The 22,657-nt window shown below is 29.2% G+C and carries 24 protein-coding genes and 1 pseudogene; 8 read left to right on the forward strand and 17 right to left on the reverse strand.

Going from position 1 to position 22,657, the window contains the following annotated elements; translation table 11 throughout:
• Positions 1–188: 188 nt before the first annotated feature.
• The 3 genes from L1S47_RS19605 to L1S47_RS19615 all read right to left on the reverse strand — a co-directional run bounded on the left by L1S47_RS19605 (position 189) and on the right by L1S47_RS19615 (position 2,851).
• On the reverse strand, positions 189–875 hold the full coding sequence (locus L1S47_RS19605; protein WP_238886603.1) for a DinB family protein: 687 nt from the start codon (positions 873–875) through the stop codon (positions 189–191).
• 23 nt (positions 876–898) lie between these two features.
• Positions 899–2,227, reverse strand: coding sequence for an MATE family efflux transporter (locus L1S47_RS19610; protein WP_238886605.1), 1,329 nt, complete (start codon positions 2,225–2,227; stop codon positions 899–901).
• Between the two features lie 93 nt (positions 2,228–2,320).
• The gene (locus L1S47_RS19615) at positions 2,321–2,851 is read right to left on the reverse strand and encodes a 2'-5' RNA ligase family protein (protein ID WP_238886607.1); all 531 of its coding nucleotides are present in this window, start codon (positions 2,849–2,851) and stop codon (positions 2,321–2,323) included.
• A gap of 153 nt (positions 2,852–3,004) precedes the next feature.
• Between L1S47_RS19615 and L1S47_RS19620 the strand changes: the two genes are divergently transcribed.
• The 3 genes from L1S47_RS19620 to L1S47_RS19630 all read left to right on the forward strand — a co-directional run bounded on the left by L1S47_RS19620 (position 3,005) and on the right by L1S47_RS19630 (position 4,587).
• Positions 3,005–3,733 carry a DUF421 domain-containing protein gene (locus L1S47_RS19620; protein ID WP_238886619.1) on the forward strand — a complete coding sequence of 243 codons (729 nt, stop codon included), beginning with the start codon at positions 3,005–3,007 and terminating at the stop codon, positions 3,731–3,733.
• 13 nt (positions 3,734–3,746) lie between these two features.
• Positions 3,747–4,112, forward strand: coding sequence for a DUF4363 family protein (locus L1S47_RS19625; RefSeq protein ID WP_238886621.1), 366 nt, complete (start codon positions 3,747–3,749; stop codon positions 4,110–4,112).
• Positions 4,113–4,215: 103 nt separating this feature from the next.
• On the forward strand, positions 4,216–4,587 hold the full coding sequence (locus L1S47_RS19630; protein ID WP_238886623.1) for a four-helix bundle copper-binding protein: 372 nt from the start codon (positions 4,216–4,218) through the stop codon (positions 4,585–4,587).
• A gap of 45 nt (positions 4,588–4,632) precedes the next feature.
• On the opposite strand, the gene L1S47_RS20780 is transcribed toward L1S47_RS19630, so the two are convergent.
• Positions 4,633–5,481 carry a GNAT family N-acetyltransferase gene (locus L1S47_RS20780; RefSeq protein WP_238886625.1) on the reverse strand — a complete coding sequence of 283 codons (849 nt, stop codon included), beginning with the start codon at positions 5,479–5,481 and terminating at the stop codon, positions 4,633–4,635.
• A gap of 190 nt (positions 5,482–5,671) precedes the next feature.
• On the opposite strand from L1S47_RS20780, the gene L1S47_RS19640 reads away from it, so the two are divergent.
• Positions 5,672–6,547: a radical SAM/SPASM domain-containing protein gene (locus tag L1S47_RS19640; RefSeq protein ID WP_238886643.1), complete on the forward strand. Its 876-nt coding sequence runs from the start codon at positions 5,672–5,674 to the stop codon at positions 6,545–6,547.
• Positions 6,548–6,584: 37 nt separating this feature from the next.
• Here L1S47_RS19640 and L1S47_RS19645 read toward each other — a convergent pair whose 3' ends face one another.
• The 4 genes and pseudogenes from L1S47_RS19645 to tlp all read right to left on the reverse strand — a co-directional run bounded on the left by L1S47_RS19645 (position 6,585) and on the right by tlp (position 10,421).
• Complete coding sequence (locus L1S47_RS19645; protein ID WP_238886645.1) at positions 6,585–7,760, reverse strand: amidohydrolase; 1,176 nt, start codon at positions 7,758–7,760, stop codon at positions 6,585–6,587.
• A 54-nt stretch (positions 7,761–7,814) separates the two neighbouring features.
• Positions 7,815–8,669, reverse strand: coding sequence for an AmmeMemoRadiSam system radical SAM enzyme (amrS, locus tag L1S47_RS19650; RefSeq protein ID WP_238886647.1), 855 nt, complete (start codon positions 8,667–8,669; stop codon positions 7,815–7,817).
• A gap of 14 nt (positions 8,670–8,683) precedes the next feature.
• Positions 8,684–10,090 (reverse strand): annotated as a pseudogene (gene amrA / locus L1S47_RS19655) (AmmeMemoRadiSam system protein A).
• Positions 10,091–10,196: 106 nt separating this feature from the next.
• A complete protein-coding gene (tlp, locus tag L1S47_RS19660) occupies positions 10,197–10,421 on the reverse strand; it encodes a small acid-soluble spore protein Tlp (RefSeq protein ID WP_238886649.1) in 225 nt (74 codons plus the stop codon).
• Between the two features lie 174 nt (positions 10,422–10,595).
• Here tlp and L1S47_RS19665 point away from each other — a divergent pair, with 174 nt between their 5' ends.
• A complete protein-coding gene (locus L1S47_RS19665; RefSeq protein ID WP_238886651.1) occupies positions 10,596–11,669 on the forward strand; it encodes a UvrB/UvrC motif-containing protein in 1,074 nt (357 codons plus the stop codon).
• 80 nt (positions 11,670–11,749) lie between these two features.
• Here the strand turns inward: L1S47_RS19665 and L1S47_RS19670 are convergent, their stop codons facing one another.
• The 3 genes from L1S47_RS19670 to L1S47_RS19680 form a co-directional block, all read right to left on the reverse strand.
• Entirely contained in the window at positions 11,750–12,661 is a 912-nt protein-coding gene (locus tag L1S47_RS19670; protein WP_238886653.1) for a DMT family transporter, read from the reverse strand.
• 195 nt (positions 12,662–12,856) lie between these two features.
• Positions 12,857–13,462, reverse strand: coding sequence for a DJ-1/PfpI family protein (locus L1S47_RS19675; protein WP_238886655.1), 606 nt, complete (start codon positions 13,460–13,462; stop codon positions 12,857–12,859).
• Positions 13,463–13,498: 36 nt separating this feature from the next.
• Positions 13,499–14,515 carry an acyltransferase family protein gene (locus L1S47_RS19680; protein ID WP_238886657.1) on the reverse strand — a complete coding sequence of 339 codons (1,017 nt, stop codon included), beginning with the start codon at positions 14,513–14,515 and terminating at the stop codon, positions 13,499–13,501.
• 165 nt (positions 14,516–14,680) lie between these two features.
• On the opposite strand from L1S47_RS19680, the gene L1S47_RS19685 reads away from it, so the two are divergent.
• Both L1S47_RS19685 and L1S47_RS19690 read left to right on the forward strand, forming a co-directional pair.
• A complete protein-coding gene (locus tag L1S47_RS19685; RefSeq protein ID WP_238886659.1) occupies positions 14,681–15,361 on the forward strand; it encodes a helix-turn-helix domain-containing protein in 681 nt (226 codons plus the stop codon).
• Positions 15,337–16,248, forward strand: coding sequence for an IS3 family transposase (locus tag L1S47_RS19690; protein ID WP_373689125.1), 912 nt, complete (start codon positions 15,337–15,339; stop codon positions 16,246–16,248). Before L1S47_RS19685 ends, L1S47_RS19690 begins: the two co-directional genes overlap by 25 nt.
• Positions 16,249–16,343: 95 nt before the next feature.
• On the opposite strand, the gene L1S47_RS19695 is transcribed toward L1S47_RS19690, so the two are convergent.
• The 3 genes from L1S47_RS19695 to L1S47_RS19705 all read right to left on the reverse strand — a co-directional run bounded on the left by L1S47_RS19695 (position 16,344) and on the right by L1S47_RS19705 (position 19,878).
• Complete coding sequence (locus L1S47_RS19695) at positions 16,344–18,626, reverse strand: YhgE/Pip domain-containing protein (protein ID WP_238886661.1); 2,283 nt, start codon at positions 18,624–18,626, stop codon at positions 16,344–16,346.
• Positions 18,627–18,757: 131 nt separating this feature from the next.
• Positions 18,758–19,072, reverse strand: a complete 315-nt coding sequence (locus L1S47_RS19700; protein WP_202766550.1) for a helix-turn-helix transcriptional regulator — start codon at positions 19,070–19,072, stop codon at positions 18,758–18,760.
• A 299-nt stretch (positions 19,073–19,371) separates the two neighbouring features.
• Positions 19,372–19,878 (reverse strand): hypothetical protein, encoded by a 507-nt coding sequence (locus L1S47_RS19705; protein WP_238886663.1) that lies wholly within the window; start codon positions 19,876–19,878, stop codon positions 19,372–19,374.
• 369 nt (positions 19,879–20,247) lie between these two features.
• On the opposite strand from L1S47_RS19705, the gene L1S47_RS19710 reads away from it, so the two are divergent.
• Positions 20,248–20,565, forward strand: coding sequence for a hypothetical protein (locus L1S47_RS19710; protein ID WP_238886665.1), 318 nt, complete (start codon positions 20,248–20,250; stop codon positions 20,563–20,565).
• Between the two features lie 101 nt (positions 20,566–20,666).
• Here L1S47_RS19710 and L1S47_RS19715 read toward each other — a convergent pair whose 3' ends face one another.
• The 3 genes from L1S47_RS19715 to L1S47_RS19725 form a co-directional block, all read right to left on the reverse strand.
• The gene (locus tag L1S47_RS19715; RefSeq protein ID WP_238886667.1) at positions 20,667–20,936 is read right to left on the reverse strand and encodes a hypothetical protein; all 270 of its coding nucleotides are present in this window, start codon (positions 20,934–20,936) and stop codon (positions 20,667–20,669) included.
• 223 nt (positions 20,937–21,159) lie between these two features.
• On the reverse strand, positions 21,160–21,750 hold the full coding sequence (locus L1S47_RS19720; RefSeq protein ID WP_238886669.1) for a VanZ family protein: 591 nt from the start codon (positions 21,748–21,750) through the stop codon (positions 21,160–21,162).
• A gap of 138 nt (positions 21,751–21,888) precedes the next feature.
• On the reverse strand, positions 21,889–22,413 hold the full coding sequence (locus tag L1S47_RS19725) for a VanZ family protein (RefSeq protein ID WP_238886671.1): 525 nt from the start codon (positions 22,411–22,413) through the stop codon (positions 21,889–21,891).
• Between the last annotated feature and the right edge of the window lie 244 nt (positions 22,414–22,657).

Here is a 22,657-nt window from a genome sequence, read left to right on the forward strand (position 1 = left end):
ATTCTATTATACATAAAAGTACCCCATAGAATAGGCTTTTTTAAATTGTCTATTCTATAGGGTACATTTTAAATACATAGAGGGCTTTAATTTTAATATTATGGTTTTAGTCCTATAGAATTTTCAAACTGTATAAATACTCTATTTATAGTTCCATCTATTAGTACTCCTACATTCTCAACAATTTATTAAGGATTTCCTTTCATTTTTCCTCTCTTTTTAGCCGCGATACTCTCATTAATATGCACTATATGATGTCTTAATGCTGGCATTAATATCAATCCTGAAACGTTTTTTCTTCCCCAGAAGTCTATTAACCAAACAGCTGACTCATCTTCTGATACTGCTTTTTTATCTATGACTCTTTGAAGTCTCTCTTTTGGAATCTTTCTCTTCATATCTGTGGTAGTAAGTTTTTTAATAATCTCTTCTGTTCTTCTACCAACTTCTATTCTATATCTTTTTAGTTCCTCTATATTTATATGTTTGCTAAATTCTAAAATTTCTTCTGCTGTAAGTTCATTCCCAGTGTCGTAAATCGTTGAATTAATATTTTTTATAAAATCTCCCCTGTCTATAACTTGCTCACAGTCATCAACTAATAAATTCATAGTTATGTCTTCTATTCTTGTAGAATGCCATATACCGTAAGCAATAGTTCTACCTTTTGAATTAATTGCAGTACGAATTATCTCTTCATTTAACCCTTCCCATAATTCATCCTCAAATGTCTTCTCATTCATATGAGACATACTAGATGCATGTACCATGGCATGTAACTCTAAGCATAGCTTCATAGCTTCACTAAATTCATTTTGCTTTAGTATTATACTTTTTAATAATTTTAACTTCTCATTCCAATTCTTCAACTCCATATATACCCCCTATTTGTAAATATTTATACATTATAAGCTCGTCTATGTTTTATGCACGCTGGAACTTCATAAGCGAGCATTACTATCCACCCAAACAAGCACGCTACAGCTATACCTACTATCTCCATTCTTGGTGCTAGTATATATGAAAAAATAACCCTAGTTGATATCTGTAGGAATGTTGAAATTAACGTAACTTTAAAGTCACCCATTCCTCTGAAATATCCTTGTATACCGTTTGTCCAACTAGGAAGCAAGTAAAAAAACGCCATAAGTTCTAGATACTTAACTCCAAACTCTATGACTTTCGAACCCTTATCTGGAACAAATAAATTCATAATATTATGCGCTCCAAAATACACAGCTACCACAAGAATTGTCCAATATATAGTTTCAATCTTCATTCCTTCAACAAAGGCTTTTTTTACTCTTTCCTTTTTCTTAGCCCCTCTATTTTGTGCCAAGAAAGTTGTTAATCCATGTGCTATACTTTGCTGAGGTGTAAACGCAAAATCATCAACGCGATTTACTGCATTAAATGTAGCTATAGCCTCTATACCTAGTGGATTTACTGCTCCTTGCACTAAAAATTTTCCTACATAAAGACAAGTTTGTTGCATTGCTGTTGCCGAGCTATAGTTTATGGTTTTTCTCAAAAGAAATTTATCTAATATAAACTCATTTTTCTTAAAATGTAAAATTGGTATCTTCTTATAAACATACACTATGCAAAAAACACTAGAAAACATTTCAGCAACTACTGTTGCAATACCTGCACCAGCTACTCCCCACTTAAAAAAAACAACAAAAATTATATCCATAACTACATTTAAAATTGATGATATTATTAAGAATATTAACGGTGTCTTTGAGTCCCCAATACTTCTTAATGTTGAAGAATATATATTATATAAAAAAGTAAAAATAAGTCCAAAAAATATAATTCTTAAAAACATTGCTGCATCTGGGAGTATTTTTTCCGGAGTATTAATTAACCTAAGTATAGGCTTAGTAAAAATCATACAAATTATAATCATTATGATTGTAAATATAAATCCTGCTATAAACGTAGTTGATACCTCTTTCTTAAATTTTTTAATATTTCCTGCTCCAAAATATTCACTCATTAGTACTGAGGCTCCCATACAGATTCCTACAATAAAGAAAATAACTATATTCATTATTGGGTTTGCAGTACCAACTGCTGCTAGCGCATCAGTACCTACAAAGCGTCCAACTATTATAGAATCAGCTGCATTATAAGTAAGTTGAAAAATATTACCTAATATTAAAGGGACTGCAAATTTAATTAAATGCTTTGAAATATTTCCGTTTGTCATATCTGTTGCCACAATTAGTCACATCCTATTCAATGTTCCCTAACTCTTTATAAGAAATTATAGGTTTCTTTTAATTGTAGCACAAATAAATTCTGCAATAGAAATTTATCTATGTAAAATAAATTCATTATGTAGTTTCCAAGTATTTTCTTCCCACCTAAAAATAGAAATATTATCAAAAAAACAATCAAACTCACACGGAGTTAAATTAACAAAGTTCCAAACTTCATTATATTTAGATTGTATATTTTTTGAAGCTACAGTTACATGAAATATCTTATCTTTTCCATCCTTTTTACTAAAATCTAGATAAGGAATTTGAATCATCTTTTCAATTAATCTATCATGCATTCTCTTTCCTTCAAGAGGCATCAGTACCTTCATATATATTACCCTGTCATTAAAATGTTCATATCCAGATAGTTTAAAAGGCTCTGCTTTTTCTTCTGCGCAGAACTCTTGAAACAACTCCTCTAGATCATTAATACTCCCCTCAAATTCAAAAGGTGCTTTTATAGTAAAGTGTGCTGGAAGCTTTGATGATTTTGCTTTAAACTTATTCCATATTTCCTTCCTCAAGTTCTCGTTAAAGTACCCTGCTATTCCTTTTACAACACAAACAATAACATATCTCATATAATCCTCCATGTACTATCACTATATAGTTAGCTTTAAAATCCATTATTTATTATACCTATGCATTGGTAAAAATATAAACTAATTATCACAGAATAAATATGTTAAATCTTCTAATACTAACTACATATTATCATTATAGGGGGTATTAAATTGAATGAAGGTTTAGTAGTTTTAGTTCGATCCATTATCGGATTTTTTACATTATTAATCTTTGCCAAGCTATTAGGAAAACAGCAAATAAGTCAATTGGCTTTCTTTGATTATGTTCTTGGAATTACAATTGGTTCCATTGCAGCTTCACTTACAACTGACCTTTCAAGTAGAGCTTGGCCACATTGGATTGGTTTATTAGTATGGGCTATTCTAGGCTATTTAATGGAATATATAACTATGAAGTGGAGATATGCAGCAAAGTATATTGAAGGTGAACCAACTATAGTTATTATGAATGGTAAAATAATGGAAGATGCACTTAGGAAAATGAAATATAGAGTTACAGATATCATGGAATTACTCAGAAACAAAGATATTTTTGATTTAAATCAAGTAGATTTTGCTATTATAGAACCTAATGGTCAATTATCTGTGCTAAAAAAACCTGAATATGAGCCACTAACAGCTAAGGACATGAACATAACAAAAACTTCAACTGGTATTAGTACCGAAATTATTTATGACGGAATATTAATACAAGAAAATTTAAGACAATTAAATAAAAGCAATAACTGGATAAATAAGCAGTTACAAGCTCATGGAATAAATGATATTTCTGAAGTTTTTCTAGCAACTTTAACTCCATCCGGATCCTTATATATTGATAAATATAAGGATCACATAAAAAAAGTAACCGATATTGGCGATTATAAAGGACCATATTGAGGAGGAATAAAGCTTGAGGAAATTTTTTGTAAGTTCCATCCCTATAGTAACAATTGCTCTTTTTGTATTAATAATGCTCAGTGGAAATTTTCTAAAAAGAACCCCAGTCCACAATATAACTATCCCCGGAGCTATTGATCTAATAATTAGTGATATTGAGGATGAAAAATGGGAAGATGCTTCTAAAAAGGTAGATCAACTATCAGCCTCTTGGGATAAGATGGTTAAAATTGTTCAATTTAGTTCTGAAAGAGATGAGATTAATTTATTTGATGCTGATATAGCAAGGCTTCGTGGGGCTATTATGGCTAAGGATAAGACCAATTCACTTATTGAACTTAAGGAAGCAAATGCCCACTGGGAAGAACTAGGACAATAATCGATATTTTTATTTGAATAATAAACCCTCCCAAGTAAATAATAAACTTGTATTTTAAGATTAAAAATCTAGTTAAATTTTGTACATAAAGGAGGGCTTTATTATGCCAGTAGCTATGAACATACCTGTAAGTTCACTTATTTCTAACGGAAATCCACATCAATCCTGTATTGATATTTGTTCAAAATGCTCCCAAATCTGTAACGAATGTCTCAACCTATGTTTGCACGAATCAGACGTAAAATCTAGGATTGATTGCATTAGAACACTTCAAGACTGTGCTGAAATCTGTACAACATCATCCTGTTTCATGTCTAGAGGAAGCGGAAGTATTAAAGAAATATGCAATCTTTGTGCAGTAATATGTGATAAATGTGTAGTTGAATGTGAGATGCATGATGATCAGCACTGCAAGTCTTGCGCTGATATTTGCAGGCAATGTGCTGATGAATGTAGAAGTGTTTCAATTATGTAATTATTATTGAACATAAAATAGAAGAGGGATTTCCTCTTCTATTTGCTATTCATTATAAACTTCTTTATTTCTATAGGGTAAGTAATTAGGAATTGTTGCTGCAAACTCCTTAAGTTGAATTATTTTATTAAACTTGTCAAAGTTTATCCATGATACCCCATTAAAATCATCTACTTTGCCATCAAATTCATTTTTAAAATACCATTCGCATATTACTGTATTTTCAGTAACTACAATATTTTTTATATCCCAAGCTATAACTTTCCCCCGTTTATTCCAATCTCTAAACCACTTTTGAATTTCTTTAAGTCCATTATATACAGGCCCATAAGATTCAATATATATTACTTCTTCCGCGAACACTTCTCTTAGCACACATTCATCCCTATCTATCCATGACTTAAAGTACTTCCTAACAACTTTTTCAACATCTTTTTTCTTTTCTTTATTATATTCGAATAAAATCATAGAATTATTTTCTAATGGCTTGTACTCTCCTACCTTTACATAACCATGTTTTTCATAAAAATATTGATTTCTAAAGTTTTTATAAGGCGTATCTAAAGACCATTTCTTTATATGCGAATATTCCTTTTCAATAAACTCTAGTGTCTCTGAGCCTACACCTTCATTATGGTACTCTGGATCAATAAAAATAGCACCTAATCTAAAGTGTTCTTTATCTATTTCATATAATTTAAATGCACCAATTATCTTATCATCTCTTATAATTTTGTAGTACATACCATCCCGAGCTTTTGATATATGCCACTCTAAAGTATCTATATTTGGTGGTATAGCTCCATATTTAATTCTATCTTCTTCAAAGGCTCGTAGCGCAATATCTTTTAGGATACTGGCATCTAATTCTAAACATTTATCAAAAAATAACACTTATTAATCCCCCTTAATATAGAAATTCTCTATTTATTCTTCACTTATCTTGTAATAAATACCATATGAAAATTATATCATATCCTAATTATAAATTTCTCATCATCTTATATTTAAAGATTGTGATATTATATAAAAAATGATATTCTCATATAGAAACAAAGTATCCTAGGAAACGGAGTTAATACCTATGAAGAAATTCAAAAAAATATATATAGAAATTACTAACGTATGTAATCTCTCTTGTAAGTTTTGTCCAAAAACAAATAGACCTTCAAGTTTTATGTCCCTTGAAACCTTTGATAAAATACTAGACCAAATAAAACCATATGGAGAATATATTTATTTTCATATAAAGGGTGAACCACTACTGCATCCTGAGATTGATAAGTTTTTAGATTTAAGCTTTAAAAAAGGGTTTAAAGTTAACATAACAACAAATGGAACTCTTATCACTAAGGTTAAAGATAAGCTGATTTCAAAACCTGCACTTAGACAAGTAAACTTTTCTCTACATAGTTTTGATGGGAATGAGGATTCAAAAAATAAAGATGAATATATAAATAATATTATAAACTTTGCTAAGGAAGCAAAGCAAAACAACATAATTTCAGCACTTAGATTATGGAACTTAGATGAAGATGATGAAAAAAACCTTCAGGTATTTAAGAATAGACATATACTTGAAATTTTAGAAAAAGAATTTAATTTAGATTACAAAATTCAAGATAGGATAAACCCTATTAGAGGTATCAGAATCGATGATTCAATATATTTAAATCAAGACCACGAATTTAATTGGCCAAGTTTACAGGAAAAAGAAGATGACGGAATTGGTTTTTGTTATGCACTTAGAAGTCAAGTTGGTATTTTAGTTGATGGTACAGTTATACCTTGCTGTTTAGATGGAGAAGGTATCATTAATCTAGGAAATATTAATACTGAAGTTTTTGGTGAAATTATTGAAAATGAAAGATCTAATAATTTATTTAATGGTTTTTCTAATAGAACTGCAGTAGAGGAACTATGTAGAAAATGTGGTTATCGAAAAAGATTTGGAAAGTAAATTTCATGCTAAAAAAGATGTGAATTTCACATCTTTTTTAGCATCTTTTCTCATTAGCATCATAAACAACAATTCCATCAATTATTGTATATTTCACTTTTGATTTAATATCTAGTGGTTCCATATCATAAACTACGATATCTGCATCATACCCTGCTTCTAATTTACCTAATCTGTCACCACAATTTAGAATTTCTGCAGCATTTATGGTTATTGCTTTTAATGCATCTTTGTGAGATAAACCTTCCCCTTCAGCAATTGCTGCAATTGACCTTAAACAGTCTATTGAATTATAGGGATGATCTGTTATTAATGCAGTTGTAATTCCCTCCCCAACTAATTCTACTATATTAGAATATTTTCTAGCCTTAAGTTCCATTTTTATTCTAGGTGTTAGTAATGGTCCATAGGCAATAGGTATATTTTTTTCTTTTATGTACTCCTTAATAAGATGTGCTTCTGTTCCATGCTCAATTACCATTTTATTTATATGAAATTCTTCTGCAATTCTTATTGCTGTTGCTATATCATCTGCTCTATGAGCATGAACACGAAGTGGTATCTCTCCTTTTATAACAGGAATTACTGCTTCTAATTTTATATTTCTTTCATCTAGCTTGTTTGCTTCTTTACGAGCTATATAGTCTTCTGTTCTCATAAATAAATCTCTTATTAATGCAGCTACTCCCATTCTTGTCACTGGAGCTTTTTCTTTTACTCCATAGGTTGCAAGTGGATTTTCTCCCAATGCTATTTTAAACCCTACTGGATTTTTAACTATCATTTTGTCTATAATTCTTCCATAAGTTTTTACAGCAACATTTCTTCCCCCAACAACATTGTTACTTCCAGGTCCGCTCATTACACATGTTACTCCTGACCTTACCGCATCTTCGAAAGACACATCAAGAGGATTTATTCCATCAATACCATTTAGCTGAGGCGTAACTGATTCGGATGTTTCGTTGTTGTCTTGCCCAATCTTCCCTGTACATTCTTCTATTATTCCAAGGTGAGTATGACAATCAATAATTCCTGGTGAAACATAGGCACCGTTTAACTCTATAACTTCTAAATCACTTAAAGTCTCTGTTATACTTTCTGAAACCTTATCTATTTTTTTATCCTTTATAAGAATATCCTTTTTTTCATATTTATCTTGCTCAAAATTATAAACTAATCCATTCTTTAACAATGTATTTTTCACTATCATCACCTTCCTCTAATATTTGTTCCTTAATAATATTAATTATTAATTCTATCTATATTATATATTCCCCAAATTAACTCTATTTAAATATTTTTTAGCCACTTTCTCTGCTTCTTTCATAAAGTTAATATCTGTTGGCGAGTTCTCAAACTTATATCTAGGAAAATATCTTGAAAGGTGAAGTGGAATATCTGGATTAATAGAACTTAAAAACTTAGATATTTGCTCTACTTCTTCTAAATTATCATTTTCTCCGCTTACTAATAATGTTGTGATTTCTACATGACATTCTTTTGAAGCTATTTCAATTGTGTTTAATACAGGTTTAAGGCTCCCACCACAAAGATCTTTATAATATTTATTACTAAAGCTTTTTAAATCAATATTCATAGCATCAATATATGGAAGTATTTCTCTTAAGGGTTCTTCGCTTATATATCCATTAGTTACAATTACTACAGATTTACTTGCATCTGTTTCTTTTAAGAGCTTAGAAGAATCATACATATATTCATACCAAATGCTAGGTTCATTATAAGTAAATGCTAATCCAACATTATTCTTAGTTGTTAATACAGCTTCAATCAAATTCTTTGGAGGTACATAATCACTTTTAGCAACTGATTGAGAAATACTATAGTTCTGACAAAATTCACAAGTAAAATTACATCCAAAACTTCCAACTGATAAAATTTGAGTATGAGGCTTGAAATAATAAAGTGGTTTCTTTTCTATAGGATCTAATGAGGCTGAAGTTATCTCTCCATAATTTAAAGTATATAATATTCCATCCTCATGTTTTCTTACATTACATTTTCCTATATGTCCGTTTTCAATTACGCAATTATGTGGACACAAATAACAATGTATTTTATTATTCAATTTTTCATAAAACATAGCTTCTTTTTTCATGAGTTTAATCCTTCCTACTCTTCTTTATGTCTAATTACCTTGAATTTTTGTATCTCATATTCCTCATCATAATCTATTCCTGCTTTATCTAATGCAATAGCCAGCTGTTCTTCAACTGTATTCACTCCTTCTAAGTCAGGTAGTAAAAGTCCTGTTCTTCCTTTGGATTTCACAATAATTCCATACTCCTTTGGATCTAGTTCTTCTATTGAGGCTCTTTCTGGTTCTGTAAGAACATCTACTGAAAAATCTATATCTAATAATTCCTCTTCTTCAACTGAATAAAATCTTGGATCATTTATACCTGCAGAAATAGCGTTACGAATTATTTCTTCAGCAATATTAATTGTTATTGGAAATATAGTCCCTATACATCCTCTTAATTCTCCGCGTTTCTTTAACGATACAAACACTCCTCGTTTTTTATCTTTCATTTCATCTGTAACATAATCAGGGATACTTTTTAATTCTTTTCCAGTTCTTAAGTAGGTAGCTAAACTTTCCCTTGCAAGTTTAACATATGGATCTTTTTGATTATTTATATTTTCATAAGCTTTGTTCTTTAATTCCTCTAATTCTTCTAATTTTGATGGTCCATCTGATATAATATTAAACTTCATTATTCCATACCCTACTCCAAATGTTCCCTCATAACTCAATAAATCACCAATAAATTTCTTTTCATCTAGCGTGCCAAGCATGATTGCAATAGATTTTCTACCACATTCTCCTGCATTATATATTGTTCCTTTATCTATATTAAAAACACCCTTTACATCACCCATGTGCAAACAATGAAGAAATTCCTTATCAAACTTCTCACCTGAAGCATCAAATCCGTAAGGTCCTTCTTCTTTTAACTTATGAGATAAATCACCACTTGCTATAAGCACACAGTTTTCATTTAATTCTTCTACTGCTCTATTTATACAAATACCAAATTTATATAAATCCATATCTTTCAAGGCCGAATAGGTTATATGCACAAGTTTATAATCTTCATAGTACTTATTGATGAAATATAAGGGAACCATAGTTCCATGATCTAATACCACTGAGGAATTATATTTATTTAGTAAAGTATTTGTAGCTATAACCGATTATATCCCTTCGCTATATGCAAGTTCATAAATCTTATTTGTAAGTTCCTTATTTATTTTTAACTTCATTGAAACATTAGGGACACGAAAGTTCTTGAAATCCCCTAGAATCTCCTCTTCATAGCTTAATGAAATCGCATCTTGAAACATTACTCCATGGGGAGTTATGATAATAATTGTACTGGGCTTTTTTTCAGCTATTTCTTTACCTATTTTATGAAAATTGTCACTAGTATCACTTATTTTCTTTTCTTCGCCTTTTCCCACCTCTGGAATTACAATTGGTGGATGTGGTAATAAATATGTTCCACTTATACTCACTTAAATCACCTCTTAATTGTATTTATTTCTCAAAATAAAAAGCATCACAATTAAGTGATACTTCTTATTTAAATAGAGGCTTTATCACCTCAAAAGTAGCCTTTATCTATTTTTCACGCCTACTATGTAATGCTTCATCTCTAATTTCTTCTCTCATGCCTTTTAATGCTTCTTCTCTTCTTTCATTTTTAGCTGATAACACTTCTTTAGTATGTGGATCATCAGTTCTTTCTATAGTTTCATCAGCAAGTTCACAGTTTCTTATAGTATTACTAATATTATGCTGAATTCTCTCTACATTATTACTTCTATCATCAGGTTTGTTCTTCATAATTACGTTCCTCCTTAGTTTTAAATTATATGAAGAGTTATAAACAACTTCATTTTTATTTTGTCTAGAAAAGTATTAATTATGCTACTAAAAACATGCTTACATTAGTATCCATTGGATATTTTCATATATAGTGATAAAATTAATTAATATATTTTTGTGGAGGAAAAAATCTTGAATTTAAAAGATAAAATAAAAGAACTTCCTTCTACTCCTGGTGTTTATCTTATGAAGGATTCTTTAAATAATATAATTTATGTTGGTAAATCTAAAAATTTAAAAAGCAGGGTTGGATCATATTTTCAAAATTCGAAGTCTCATTCACCAAAGGTTATAAAATTAGTTCAAAACTTAAAAGATTTTGATTTTATTCTTACTGATACAGAATTCGAGGCTTTTATGCTTGAATGTAAACTTATTAAGGAAATTAAACCAAGATATAATAGATTAATGAAAAGTCCAAATTCTTATTCATATATAAAAATAAATATTAACGATAAATACCCTAATCTAGAACTTTCTCAAAGCGTTACTACTGATGATGGAACTATTTATTTTGGGCCATACAAAAATAAAAATACCCTTGAAAAAGGGATTAATAATCTTAAAGATTTTTGTAAAATACAATGCTCTAATAACTCAAAAAGAGGGTCTTCTTGTTTAAATTATTCTTTGGGTTTATGTATGGGAATGTGTATGGATAAACTTCCTAGAGAAGAATACATGATTACGATTAACAAAATTATTAATCTTCTACATAATGAAGATAAAAGTATTATTAATGAAATTGAGTCTATGATGAATACTGCGTCTGAAAACTTTGATTTCGAAAATGCAGCAAAATATAGAGATTATCTAACTTCTGTAAATTATCTAATAAATAAAGTTAAAGTCATTGAATATACAAAAGAAAATAAAAATATTGTTTTACTTGAGCCATTAAATAATGAAAATGTAAAAATATTTCTAATTAGTGGAACTGAAATACTGTATAGCTACATAGATAAATTGGATAATCTTCAAAAATTAAAGTTAAATATAAAAACTTATATTCATGCTTACTTCAATTCTGAAATATTAAATTCCTCAATACAAATTGGACGAGACGAAATTGATCAGACTGAAATTATTTATTCCTATATTAAGAATAAAGCTAACAATTGTAGATTCTTTGTAATTACTGAAGCTTTGTTAAGTACTAATAGCTCGCAAATAAATGGTTTAATAGATAAATTAGTTTTAAGTTAGTATTTTCAATGTTAATTCAAATATGCTCAGACACTAAAAAATCAGGTAGCATACATACTACCTGATTTTTATATCACTAGCTAATCAGCTTTCCCTTTAAAATAGTTTGTCCCCCATACCCCCGCAAGTATCATTATTGAACCTATAACATGGTATACATGAAAGCTTTCGTGTAAAAATACTACTCCAGCAACTATTGATACAATTGTTGAAATATTAGCAAATACTGAGGACCTTGAGGCTTCTAACTTAGAAAGTGTAAAATTGATTAAAAAATAAGCTATTATTGATGATAAAATTCCCAGATATAAAACTGAAGTAATAAAGGTTGTACTACTTAAAGGTTTAAAATACTCTGACATATTATTATTAATTAAATGATTAATAATTGAAATTCCATTAAAACATATTGCACCTAAGAACATCATAAAATAAGTAACCTCAAAAGGAGTGAAATGTCTAGAAATTCTTCTGGCAATTATATTAAAGAAGGCAGCTGAAAACACTGCTCCGGCTAATAATAAAACTCCTAAAAGTGAACTTGCTGACTCGTTAGAACTATCCATTAATATTATTATAACAACACCTGACACTGATACTATTATACTAATTACTTGTTTTAAGCTTGGTTTTTCGTCTAGTATATATACAGCTAAGATTGTTACTACTATTGGAATTAATGCTATCATAAGGCCGCCTAAGGATGTTGATGTTCTTTGAATTCCGTAAGTCTCAAAAATAAAATAAATAATTGGTTCTATAAAAGCAAGAATGATAAGCCACTTTAAAGGTTTGTTTTTATAATTAACCTTTATTATCCTAAATACTATTAACAATGTCATTACAAGAAACGCAGCTAAGAATCTAAAGGAAAGTAATGCAAAAGGGTCTGCAACACTTAAAGCTTTTTTTGAAAATAAAAAGCTAAGTCCAAATATAAAATTAGTAATTACTGCTGTAGTATAGGGTATAACATTTGATTTATTTTTCATTATATCAGTCCTTTTCTTATGTTAGTATAAATTTCTATCAAAATAATTTAAGTTTTTCACATCAAAAAAGTCGCTAATGAATAGGTTCTCTTCTGAGAACTAATATAGCGACCTACAAAAAACACAATAATTATCACTAAAAATGAGTATACTATATTGTCGTACAATACTCAATAGTAATACTATATTTCACTTTTAATCATATAACCTTGAAAAAGGATCATTTTCTCTATCTTCATTCCATAAATACTCTATTCTCTGGCTAATATCTAAGGCTTTATCTTTCGTAAAAATATCTTCTATAAATCCTAATGCTAAGTCCATTCCTGCTGATACTCCAGCTGAAGTATATATGTTTCCATCCTTTACCCATCTAGCTTGTTTAACCCACAATACTTTTTCATTTTGCTCTGCAACCCAAGCAAATGCCTTTTTATTAGTAGTTGCTTTTCTATTATTAAGTATTTCTGTCTTTGCAAGAAGAGCTGTTCCAGTACATACAGTTAATATATATTTAGCCTTAGAAGCAATTTTGTCAATTAATTTTATAAGTTCTTTATCCTGAACTTTATCTCTTGTTCCTGCTCCACCGGGAATAAATAATATTTCCTCAAATGATAAATCTTCTTCATAAATATTAGTTTCAACTTTTACCCCATGACTATTTGAAATAATTCCTCCATTAAGAGATATAAAATTAAGTTTTATTGCTTCTGGCATTTTCCCAAATATCTCAACCGGCCCAAAGACATCTAAGGTTTCAAATTCATCAAACATTAGTATATTAATTCTAAATTTCACTTTTATCACTCCTATAGCTTAAGTATATAATAGATTTTAACTCACTACTCTTTTTAAATATTTTATTTTTCTAAATATAATTGCTATTAAACAACTACCCATAAATGCTAAAAAAATAACTATTGGAATATCAATAATGGTATTACCTGTTATATTACTTAAATCTACTCCAAAGACGTTCATTTTTATAATGGTTAAGAAAAATGGATGAATTAAATATATACCAAAAGTGTTACTTGATAGCATCTCAAATATATCATCTTTTTTATTAAAGAAATTCTTTGATAAAATAAAAACTGCCATTGACATTAAAATACATGTTATTGAGCCACTACTTAGGAAAAACTGATCTAGACCTCCACTCTTATACAGCTCAGTAGTTCCAAATATGGTTACAAAAATGCTTAAAAATCCTGTTAGGTATATTATATTTTCTAGAATTTTATTTAATCTATAATTATTTAAATAGTATCCTAGCACAAAGTATCCAATTTCCCACCCAAATATAGTTACTTTTATATTCACATCAATACCTAAAAATTTTGTGATTAATGGTAAAATACCACTTATAACAAAACATATCACAATAAAGTATTCTATATCATTCTTTGAAGCAGAATTAATAAATATTTTAATAATTGGTAAAGAAAGATATAATCCAAGCAACATATATAAATACCACATATGATAAGATGTAGTACCCAATAATAGCTCACTCACCATATCATAAATTGAAAATGTATGAATGTATCCCATTCCATATAAATTAAATAAGTAATAGAAAATCCCCCAGAATACCATAGGTATAACAATTCTTATTAACCTCTTTTTTAAATTAAGTTTTCTTTCTTTTTCTAATAATAAGGCACCACTTATCATTATAAAAATTGGCACAGCCCATCTACCTATAGAATTATATACTATAGCTCCCCACCAATTAGTTGTAAATGATAAATTTTTATTTACTACTAGCGAGCCTGTTGCATGAATTGCAATTACTGCAACACAAGCAAATACCTTTAATGCTTCGAAGTAATTATTTTTTCCCCTCATATATATCACCCCATCTAATTTTACTCCTTTAAATAATAATTGTAAAATTATGTAATAATAATTATTTATATTCATAAAAATGAAAAAGAGCCCTGTTTTGATATGCTCCCTTTATAGTAGACAGTTAAAATAATAAAACTGTAACTATAGAGGGAGCATTTTATTATGGGAAGAAAAAGCAACATTTTACCTGAAGTTAAGATAAAAATTATAGAAGACTATTTAGAAGGACAGATTAGTGTAATTGAAGCAGCTACAAAATTAGGAGTAAGTGTAAGTGGAATTAAAGGATGGATTCGTAAATATAGATCCTTCGGCCCGGAAGGGTTAATTCCTAATACTAAAAATACTTATTATAATTCTAGCTTAAAACTTCTAGCAATAACTGATTATATGATGGGCAATGGATCTTTAAATGATATATGCAAGCAATACAGAATTCGAACAATAGGTATTCTCCACCGTTGGATAAAACAGTATAATAATGGTCATAAGGTATCTAAATCTCATAACAACAAAGGAGATAGAATTATGACTAATGGAAGAAAAACTACTTATGAAGAAAGAGTTGAAATAGTTTCATTCTGCATTGCTAACGCTAACGATTATAGTCTAGCAGCTAATAAATATGACGTTTCTTATCAACAAGTCTATACTTGGGTAAATAAATATAATAAAAATGGATATGACGCGCTAGTCGATAGACGCGGTAAACATAAACAACTTGAAGATTTAAGTGAATCTGATAGAATTTCTGTGCAACTAAAGCTTCTAGAGGCTGAAAATAAACGTTTGAAAATGGAGAATGATTTCCTAAAAAAATTGCAGGAAATAGAAAGGAGGTAGGTAAAAATCGTTTATTATCAAAGCGTAAATATATCGCAATAAAAGAACTACATGAATTAGGATATTCAATTACTGAGTTATGTAAATGCGCAAAAATTGGACGCGCTTCTTATTATAAATGGTTAAATCATTCAGAAACTTTTAGAGATAAAGAAAATAGAGCTCTGTTAGAAGAAATTACTAAGCTTTATTCGGAAGTTAAGGGTATTTACGGCTATCGCCGTGTAACGCTAAATATTAATAGACGATTGGGCTCAAGATATAACAATAAACGTATTTATAGGCTCATGAAATCTATGAATATTTGCGCGGTTATTAGAAAGAAAAGAAAGAACTATATTTATAGTACCCCTCAGATAACTGCTGAAAATATATTAAATAGAGAATTTACAGCCGAAAGGATTAATGAAAAATGGTTAACTGATGTAACTGAATTCAAACTATCCAATGGGAAAAAGGCGTATTTAAGTGCAATACTAGATCTTGCTGATAACAGCATTATTTCTTATGTGTTAGGTGCTTCTAATAATAATAAGCTAGTGTTTGATACTTTAGATAAAGCAATTTTATCTAATCCGACCGCAACGCCACTATTTCATAGTGATCGCGGGTTTCAATATACAAGTAGTAGCTTTAGAAATAAACTTAATGCTATTAATGCAACACAAAGTATGTCTAGGGTAGGACGATGTATTGATAATGGGCCAATGGAAGGTTTTTGGGGGATATTGAAAACTGAAATGTACTACTTAAGAAGATTTGATACATACGAAGAACTCAAACAAGCTATTGATGAATATATTGATTTTTATAATACTAAAAGACTACAAAAAAAATTAAAAGGTATGGCTCCAATTGAATATAGGAGCCACACCTTAATAGCATAATTTTTTATTATTTTACCCTGTCTACTTGACAGGGGGCAGTTCATTTTAGGGCTCTTTATTATAAATTTATTTATATAATCTTTTGATTATATTATTTATGCTGCTTCAGCATCTCTTTCAAAGCTACTAACAAATTTATTCTTTTTAAAAATTACATTTATTAATGATTTAATTAGAAATCCACCAATTAAAAAAGCAAACATAAATGTTAACATTATTCTAATATCTTGATGAAGCACTGAAGAATTTATACCAGATATGATCATTCTTAGTGTATTTATTGAATAAGTCATTGGGAAAACATGTCCTACAACTTTATAGAATGTCGGTGCAGTTTCTATAGGGAATGTTCCACCTGAAGATGAGAGTTGAAGTAAAAATACAACAAACATAATTGGTGTACCTATAATTCCTATTGCATAAGATACTCCATACATTACACTAAAGAATACTACTGATATAAACATATTGCTTAAATAAAAGTTAGGTATACTTGTTACATCAATTTTTAATCCTTTTACTAATGCAAAACTTAAAATTAAAGCTTGAACTATTGTCATTAATGATCCTGCTGAAAACTTTCCAATAAAACTCTTTAAAAACTTATTTTCTACAATATCCAAACGTTTTATAATAGACATTATTAGATTTACAAACATAGCTCCAAGCCATAATGATAATGAAACAAAATATGGCGCCAAACCTTCTCCATAGTACTTAACTCCGTTTATAGAATTATCCTTTAAAGCTACTGGTTCAGAAACGAATTTAGACATGTCATCAGAAGTAAATTTAAGATTACTATTCATTTCATTATATCCATCATTTAATCCATTACTAAGTTTTTCAGCTCCATCATTAGCATCCTTTAATCCATTTGCTAAATCTACAGAACCACTATTTAACTTATTTAGTCCTTCTGCTAAACCTATACTTCCAGCACTTGCAGTTTTTAAGCCATCTTTTAATGAATTAGTGCCACTATTAAGCTGACCCAATCCATTTGAAAGCTCACCAGTTTTTTCTGTAGCTGTCTTTAATCCTCCAAGAATTGCTTCATTTCCACTTTGTATTCCTTGAGCTCCTGCTAAAAGCCTATCTATACCTGCAACGGCTGATTTTTGTGACTCTCCCAATCCAGTAACTACTTGATCAACTCCATCTGAAACTCCCTTGGTACCTAGTTGTAATAATTCCATATTTTTATCTAAATCATCAGCTACGTTTGCTGAGGCTTTTAACTGATCACCAATATTTGAGCCAATATTAGAAGCATTTACATTATCTATAATTCCTATAGCATTAATTAATGAATCTTTATCAGCCTGACTCATATTCGAATTGTTTATGCTATCTATTTCAGCCTTTAATAGTACATCAGCTTGATTAATACCATTTGATGCTAATTTAACTCCATCACCTGCAGATGTAAGTTTAGTTTTCAACGTAGTATTTAACTCATCAGTACCTTGCTTAATCAAAGATGCATTTTTACTAACCTCAGATGCACCTTTTTGTAGTTCGCTTATCTTATTATTAGGTTGTGATATTCCAAGCTTTAGAGTATTCAACCCATTGATTAATTCTCCAGAACCTATATATAATTTTTCTTCACCGTATGAAAGTGTATTTAATCCATCTTTAAGATTTTTAGATCCATTTGCAGCTGAACCTAATCCACTTGAAATAGAATCACTACCATTTAGCAATTGTCCAATTCCATTATTGAGACTTTTAGAGCCGTCATATGCTTGTCCAACGCCTTTTGATAATTCATTTCCACCATCGAGTAACTTTTGTGTTCCGTCTTGAAGCGTTCCAGCTCCATCTCCAGCATCCCTTATTGAAACTTTAACATTATATAAGTTGTCCACTAATGCTTTTGAGATTTCCTTTTGTATATTTGAACTTACTTCTGATTTAAGACTCTCAGCTACCCTTTGAGAAATTTGAGAAAATATAAAATTTCTTCCTGTATTACCTTCATATATAACTTCTGGTGTATTAAATTTTCCATCCTGAGCATCAGCTATCTTCTTAGAGAAGTCTTCTGGAATTACTATCATTGCATAATAGTCCTTCCCTTCTACCCCTTTTTTAGCTTCATTATAGCTTACAAACTTCCAAGACACTTTATCATTATCCTTAAGATTTTCTTCTAATTCCTTACCTACTTCATAATTTTTGTTATCTTTAGTAACTGATTTATCTTGATTTACAAAAGCAACTGGCACATTTTTAAGACTACCATATGGATCCCAGAAAGCACCTAGATATATTGAAGAATATATCATAGGTATAATCATAACCGCAGTAATTGTTATAGCCAAAATAATTTTCATTGACTTTTTGCTGTCACTTGAATTTTTTAAACTCATTTAAGTTCCTCCTTTATTTATCTTACGTAATTAACTAAGAATATTATTAAATTTACTACTAGATTTTTGTTTCTTACTACAGAACTATACACCTTCAAAATCACTTAAACTTAAGTTATTTCCCAGAATCTCTAGTTGCCTTCAATTGAGTTAATAAGTAGTTTTATTTTTTCTATTGGTTCCTTTAATGTAAGAAAATAAATATTTTCCGCCCCTACTTTTCTGCTGCCTACAAATCCTGCCTGCTTTAAAACTTTTAAATGATGAGAAATGGCTGGCCTTGATAAAGGCATTCTTTCAGTGATCATATTAACATTAAGTCCTTCAAGTTCTTGTCCTAACAGGATTATAATATTTTGTCTTATCTCATCTGCTAAAACGCTAAAGAAAGGAATACATTCCTTAAATTGCTTTAAAATATCTTCTATGTCTCTCTCTCTTTCCATATTTCACCTCAACAATGTTTATTGGTTTAATCTATTAAACATATTATTATTTTTATTTTGCCATGTCAACGGATAAAAATAGCAAAATGTAACTATCCTCTATTATTTACATTTTTGAAAAATTTATATTATTTTTATTAATCCTTTATTTATGAACCTGTAAACTTTTTCTCTGAAAATGGATTGTTGATTATTTTTGTATTTGTTAAAGTTATATGAACAAGCTTTTTAAAAAGCAATTCTTCACTCTAAAAATGCCATGTGATTTAAGTTTTATCACATGGCATTTTATTAAAATATTATTTTCCTATAAAAGTTCCCATTCCATTATCTCCAGTATATGCTGGTGCTCCTGGGACAGTTACATAACAGACTACAACTTTATATTCTTCACCTTTAGGTATACTTTGACTAAATGTTATTACAAATGTTTTTTGTGAACCAGCTACAGGACTTATTTTAGCCAAATTATCTTTTAGAGAATTGTTTTGATTAACCTTATCATTCTTACCAAGTGTTGCTACACCTTTTGGAGTAACATTTTTAACATCTTGTACCCAGTAGTTTGTTATTTTATTTCCAAGCTTTGTATCTACGTCTTTATCATAAGTTACTTGCACTTGATTTGGTGCTGTCTGTTCAACTTTTACTACCATTGGAACAGGGAATTTTTTGTCCATTTCTTTTGCAATTGAAACATGACTATAATTCTCCATAATAGTTCTTGCACTAACCTTATTTCCATAAAATAGTTGGCCTGTTATTACTGTACATAGTATTAAAGCCCAGTTTAAATACCTCTTCATAAATACCTCCTAAAACAAATTAATAAATTTACGTACAAAAATATCTTCTCCATAATATTTAAAAATATAAATTTTATTCTTTACATATTATCCATAAAAAGAGAGCTTTCGCTCTCAATCCATTACTTGCTTTTGCCCTTTATTCCATTTCCTTGACGTTCACTACTATCAGTTCTTTTAGTTCCAACATTAACTTTTTGCTTATTTTGTTCTTTATTATTACCTTTATTCATAAATAATCACCTCACTAAATATTATATTTTCCTTTTAAAGTGTTAATATTCGTTTTTCTACACCAAAGTAACATATAAAACTAAAAGTATAATATGAAAAACGGTGTTCATAATAAGATTGAAAGGTGGCTTTATAATGAAGAAATTAATCATTTTATTTTTTACTTGCTTATGCATTTCATTTAATATTTCAACCTTGGCTCCAAATGCTGCTCCAAACTCCTTAAAGGAAGGAATATATAAATTATCTGATTTACCGCCCTCAAATAATAGAGTTTACACTTGTCAAAATATTTCTAAAAAAGAAAGCGTCTTAGTTGTACTATTTGATGATCATCAAATAGCTATACAAGGAATTAGACTTGATCCAGCATCAACTAAATACAATTTACTTCCGATGAAAGATGATTACCGACTTGTGGTCTTAGGAAAAGGAGAAGTATATATATCTTAAATGATTTTATAAATTTAAGGAGAAATAATTTTTTTCCACATCTTAAGTACTAAAAAATGCCACAATCTTCTTTATGAAAGTTGTGGCATATAGTTTGCTATTTATTTTTGTTTAGATTGAGCATTTAAATTTTTTATCTCTTGTATATCACTTGCACTTGAAATCCCTGAACTAGCTGGGCTATTAGGAATTCCTGATTTAATTGAGCTATATGTATTATCCTTCTGCCTTGATTGTGCGTTAAGGTTTTTTATTTCTTGTATATCACTTGCATTTGATGTAGCTGAACTAAAAGTTGATGCCGCACTTCCCCCCTGTTTTGCTTGGGCGTTTAACTTTTTAGTTTCTTCAATTGTTTTTTGATTACTCATAATAAAATTCTCCTTCTCATATTGCATATTTTTAGCCATTGGTATTAAATTTGACTCACAAGATATATTATTTCTCGTTGTAAGTTACATATTACAAGAATGTTATTACTTTTATACCTAAGTTTCATATGTAAAGAAGATTAAGGAACTTCTTAGCTCTTTAGTGTAGCAAGCTATAAATTCTCTATTTTCAGAAGTTTCCCTTTTTCAAACAGTTGAATATCTACTCCAACTGTTTTTCTATATAGTAATTCTCCACTCTCTTATTTAAAATCTTAAATACAGAAAATCCAATCAAAGCACCTAATGTATTTAAAATCACATCATCAATATCCACAGATCTAAAGTTTCCTAAATAATATGATATGTATTGAAGGAATTCAATTATTAACGATACTGAAAAGCAAAGAAGTATAACACTTCTATAACTTCTAAATTTTTTAGTGATTATTGGAACTAGAACTGATAAAGGAGCTAGTAGTATTAAATTACCTAAAATATTTATTATCCAAAACTCAATCATATAATGTCTTAAGTCCATTCTTGCATTAATCATATCTTTCACTGTATTAAACACTGGAACTATATTAGGTTCAGGCCTGTCCAACATAGCTCTACCGGAAGTATTGATAAATAATGGAAGTAATGTAACTGAAATTAATACTATTAAATAAATAAAAAGTAGTACTATGCTTACTTCTTTATAATCTATAAATTTCTTATTTTGCGATTTTACTTTGAAATATCTAAAAATTTCTATGATAATCACTAATGGAATACCTACTATAAATGCTACTATTCTGTTAATAAACATGTTTTTTCTTTAGAGAAAGTACCAAACTTCCTCTAAAATTCACCTCTTTTCTTCATAACCTATTTTTAGAACTTCACTGCTTCATAATTTGGTTATACTCCTTGATAATGCATGTCGTTGTAAAAGAATATAATTAACTTACTTAAATTTAAAAGTGACCATTCTAGATATAAGTATTCCTAATAATATAATGCATATTGTTCCAACCAAGGCTAATATATTAAGAATTTTGTTTGTTTTCTCTTTCAATATTTTAGAAAACACTATGTAAATTCCTATGCCTATAGCACCTCCAAGTGTATTGCTGATTAAATCTGTTATGTCAGTTCCTCCAATTGCAAATATGAATTGTAATAGTTCAAATAATAAACTGACACCTGCTATTGTTATGATTTTTTTACAAAAGGACCAATTAAGCATTATCATACTTAAATATAATCCAAAGGGTATAAACACTATGATATTTAGAATTATCTCGGTATAATCCAGTTGATTATTTCTAATAACAGAACCAGCAAAAGGGATTAAATTCACTCCTCTAAAATGTGGTAAAGTATTAAAAGATAATTGCAACTTAAATAAAATAATCCAAATTAAAACTAAAAAATATACTATGAATAATCCAAATGTTAGTTTTGCTTGATTGTTTTTGTTTCTTTCCATGTCTGTCCCTCCGCAAGAAAAATATATTTTATAATCTGCAGTTTAACCCCTCCAAATTAACGACTAATTTTTATAATACTATTAATAAAACTTCATTGGTTTTGATTATAAATTATGTTTGGAGCCTGTACAATACTTGCTGCCTATTCTTAATGTTTCGTAAGGTTTTCTTCATTTATATTTAATTAACATAACTTGATTTGAATTTTTTTAAGTTAATTGGCAATACTGTAATGTGTAATAA

The organism is Clostridium sp. YIM B02551 (assembly GCF_022324735.1).
Lineage (GTDB): Bacteria > Bacillota > Clostridia > Clostridiales > Clostridiaceae > Clostridium_T > Clostridium_T paridis.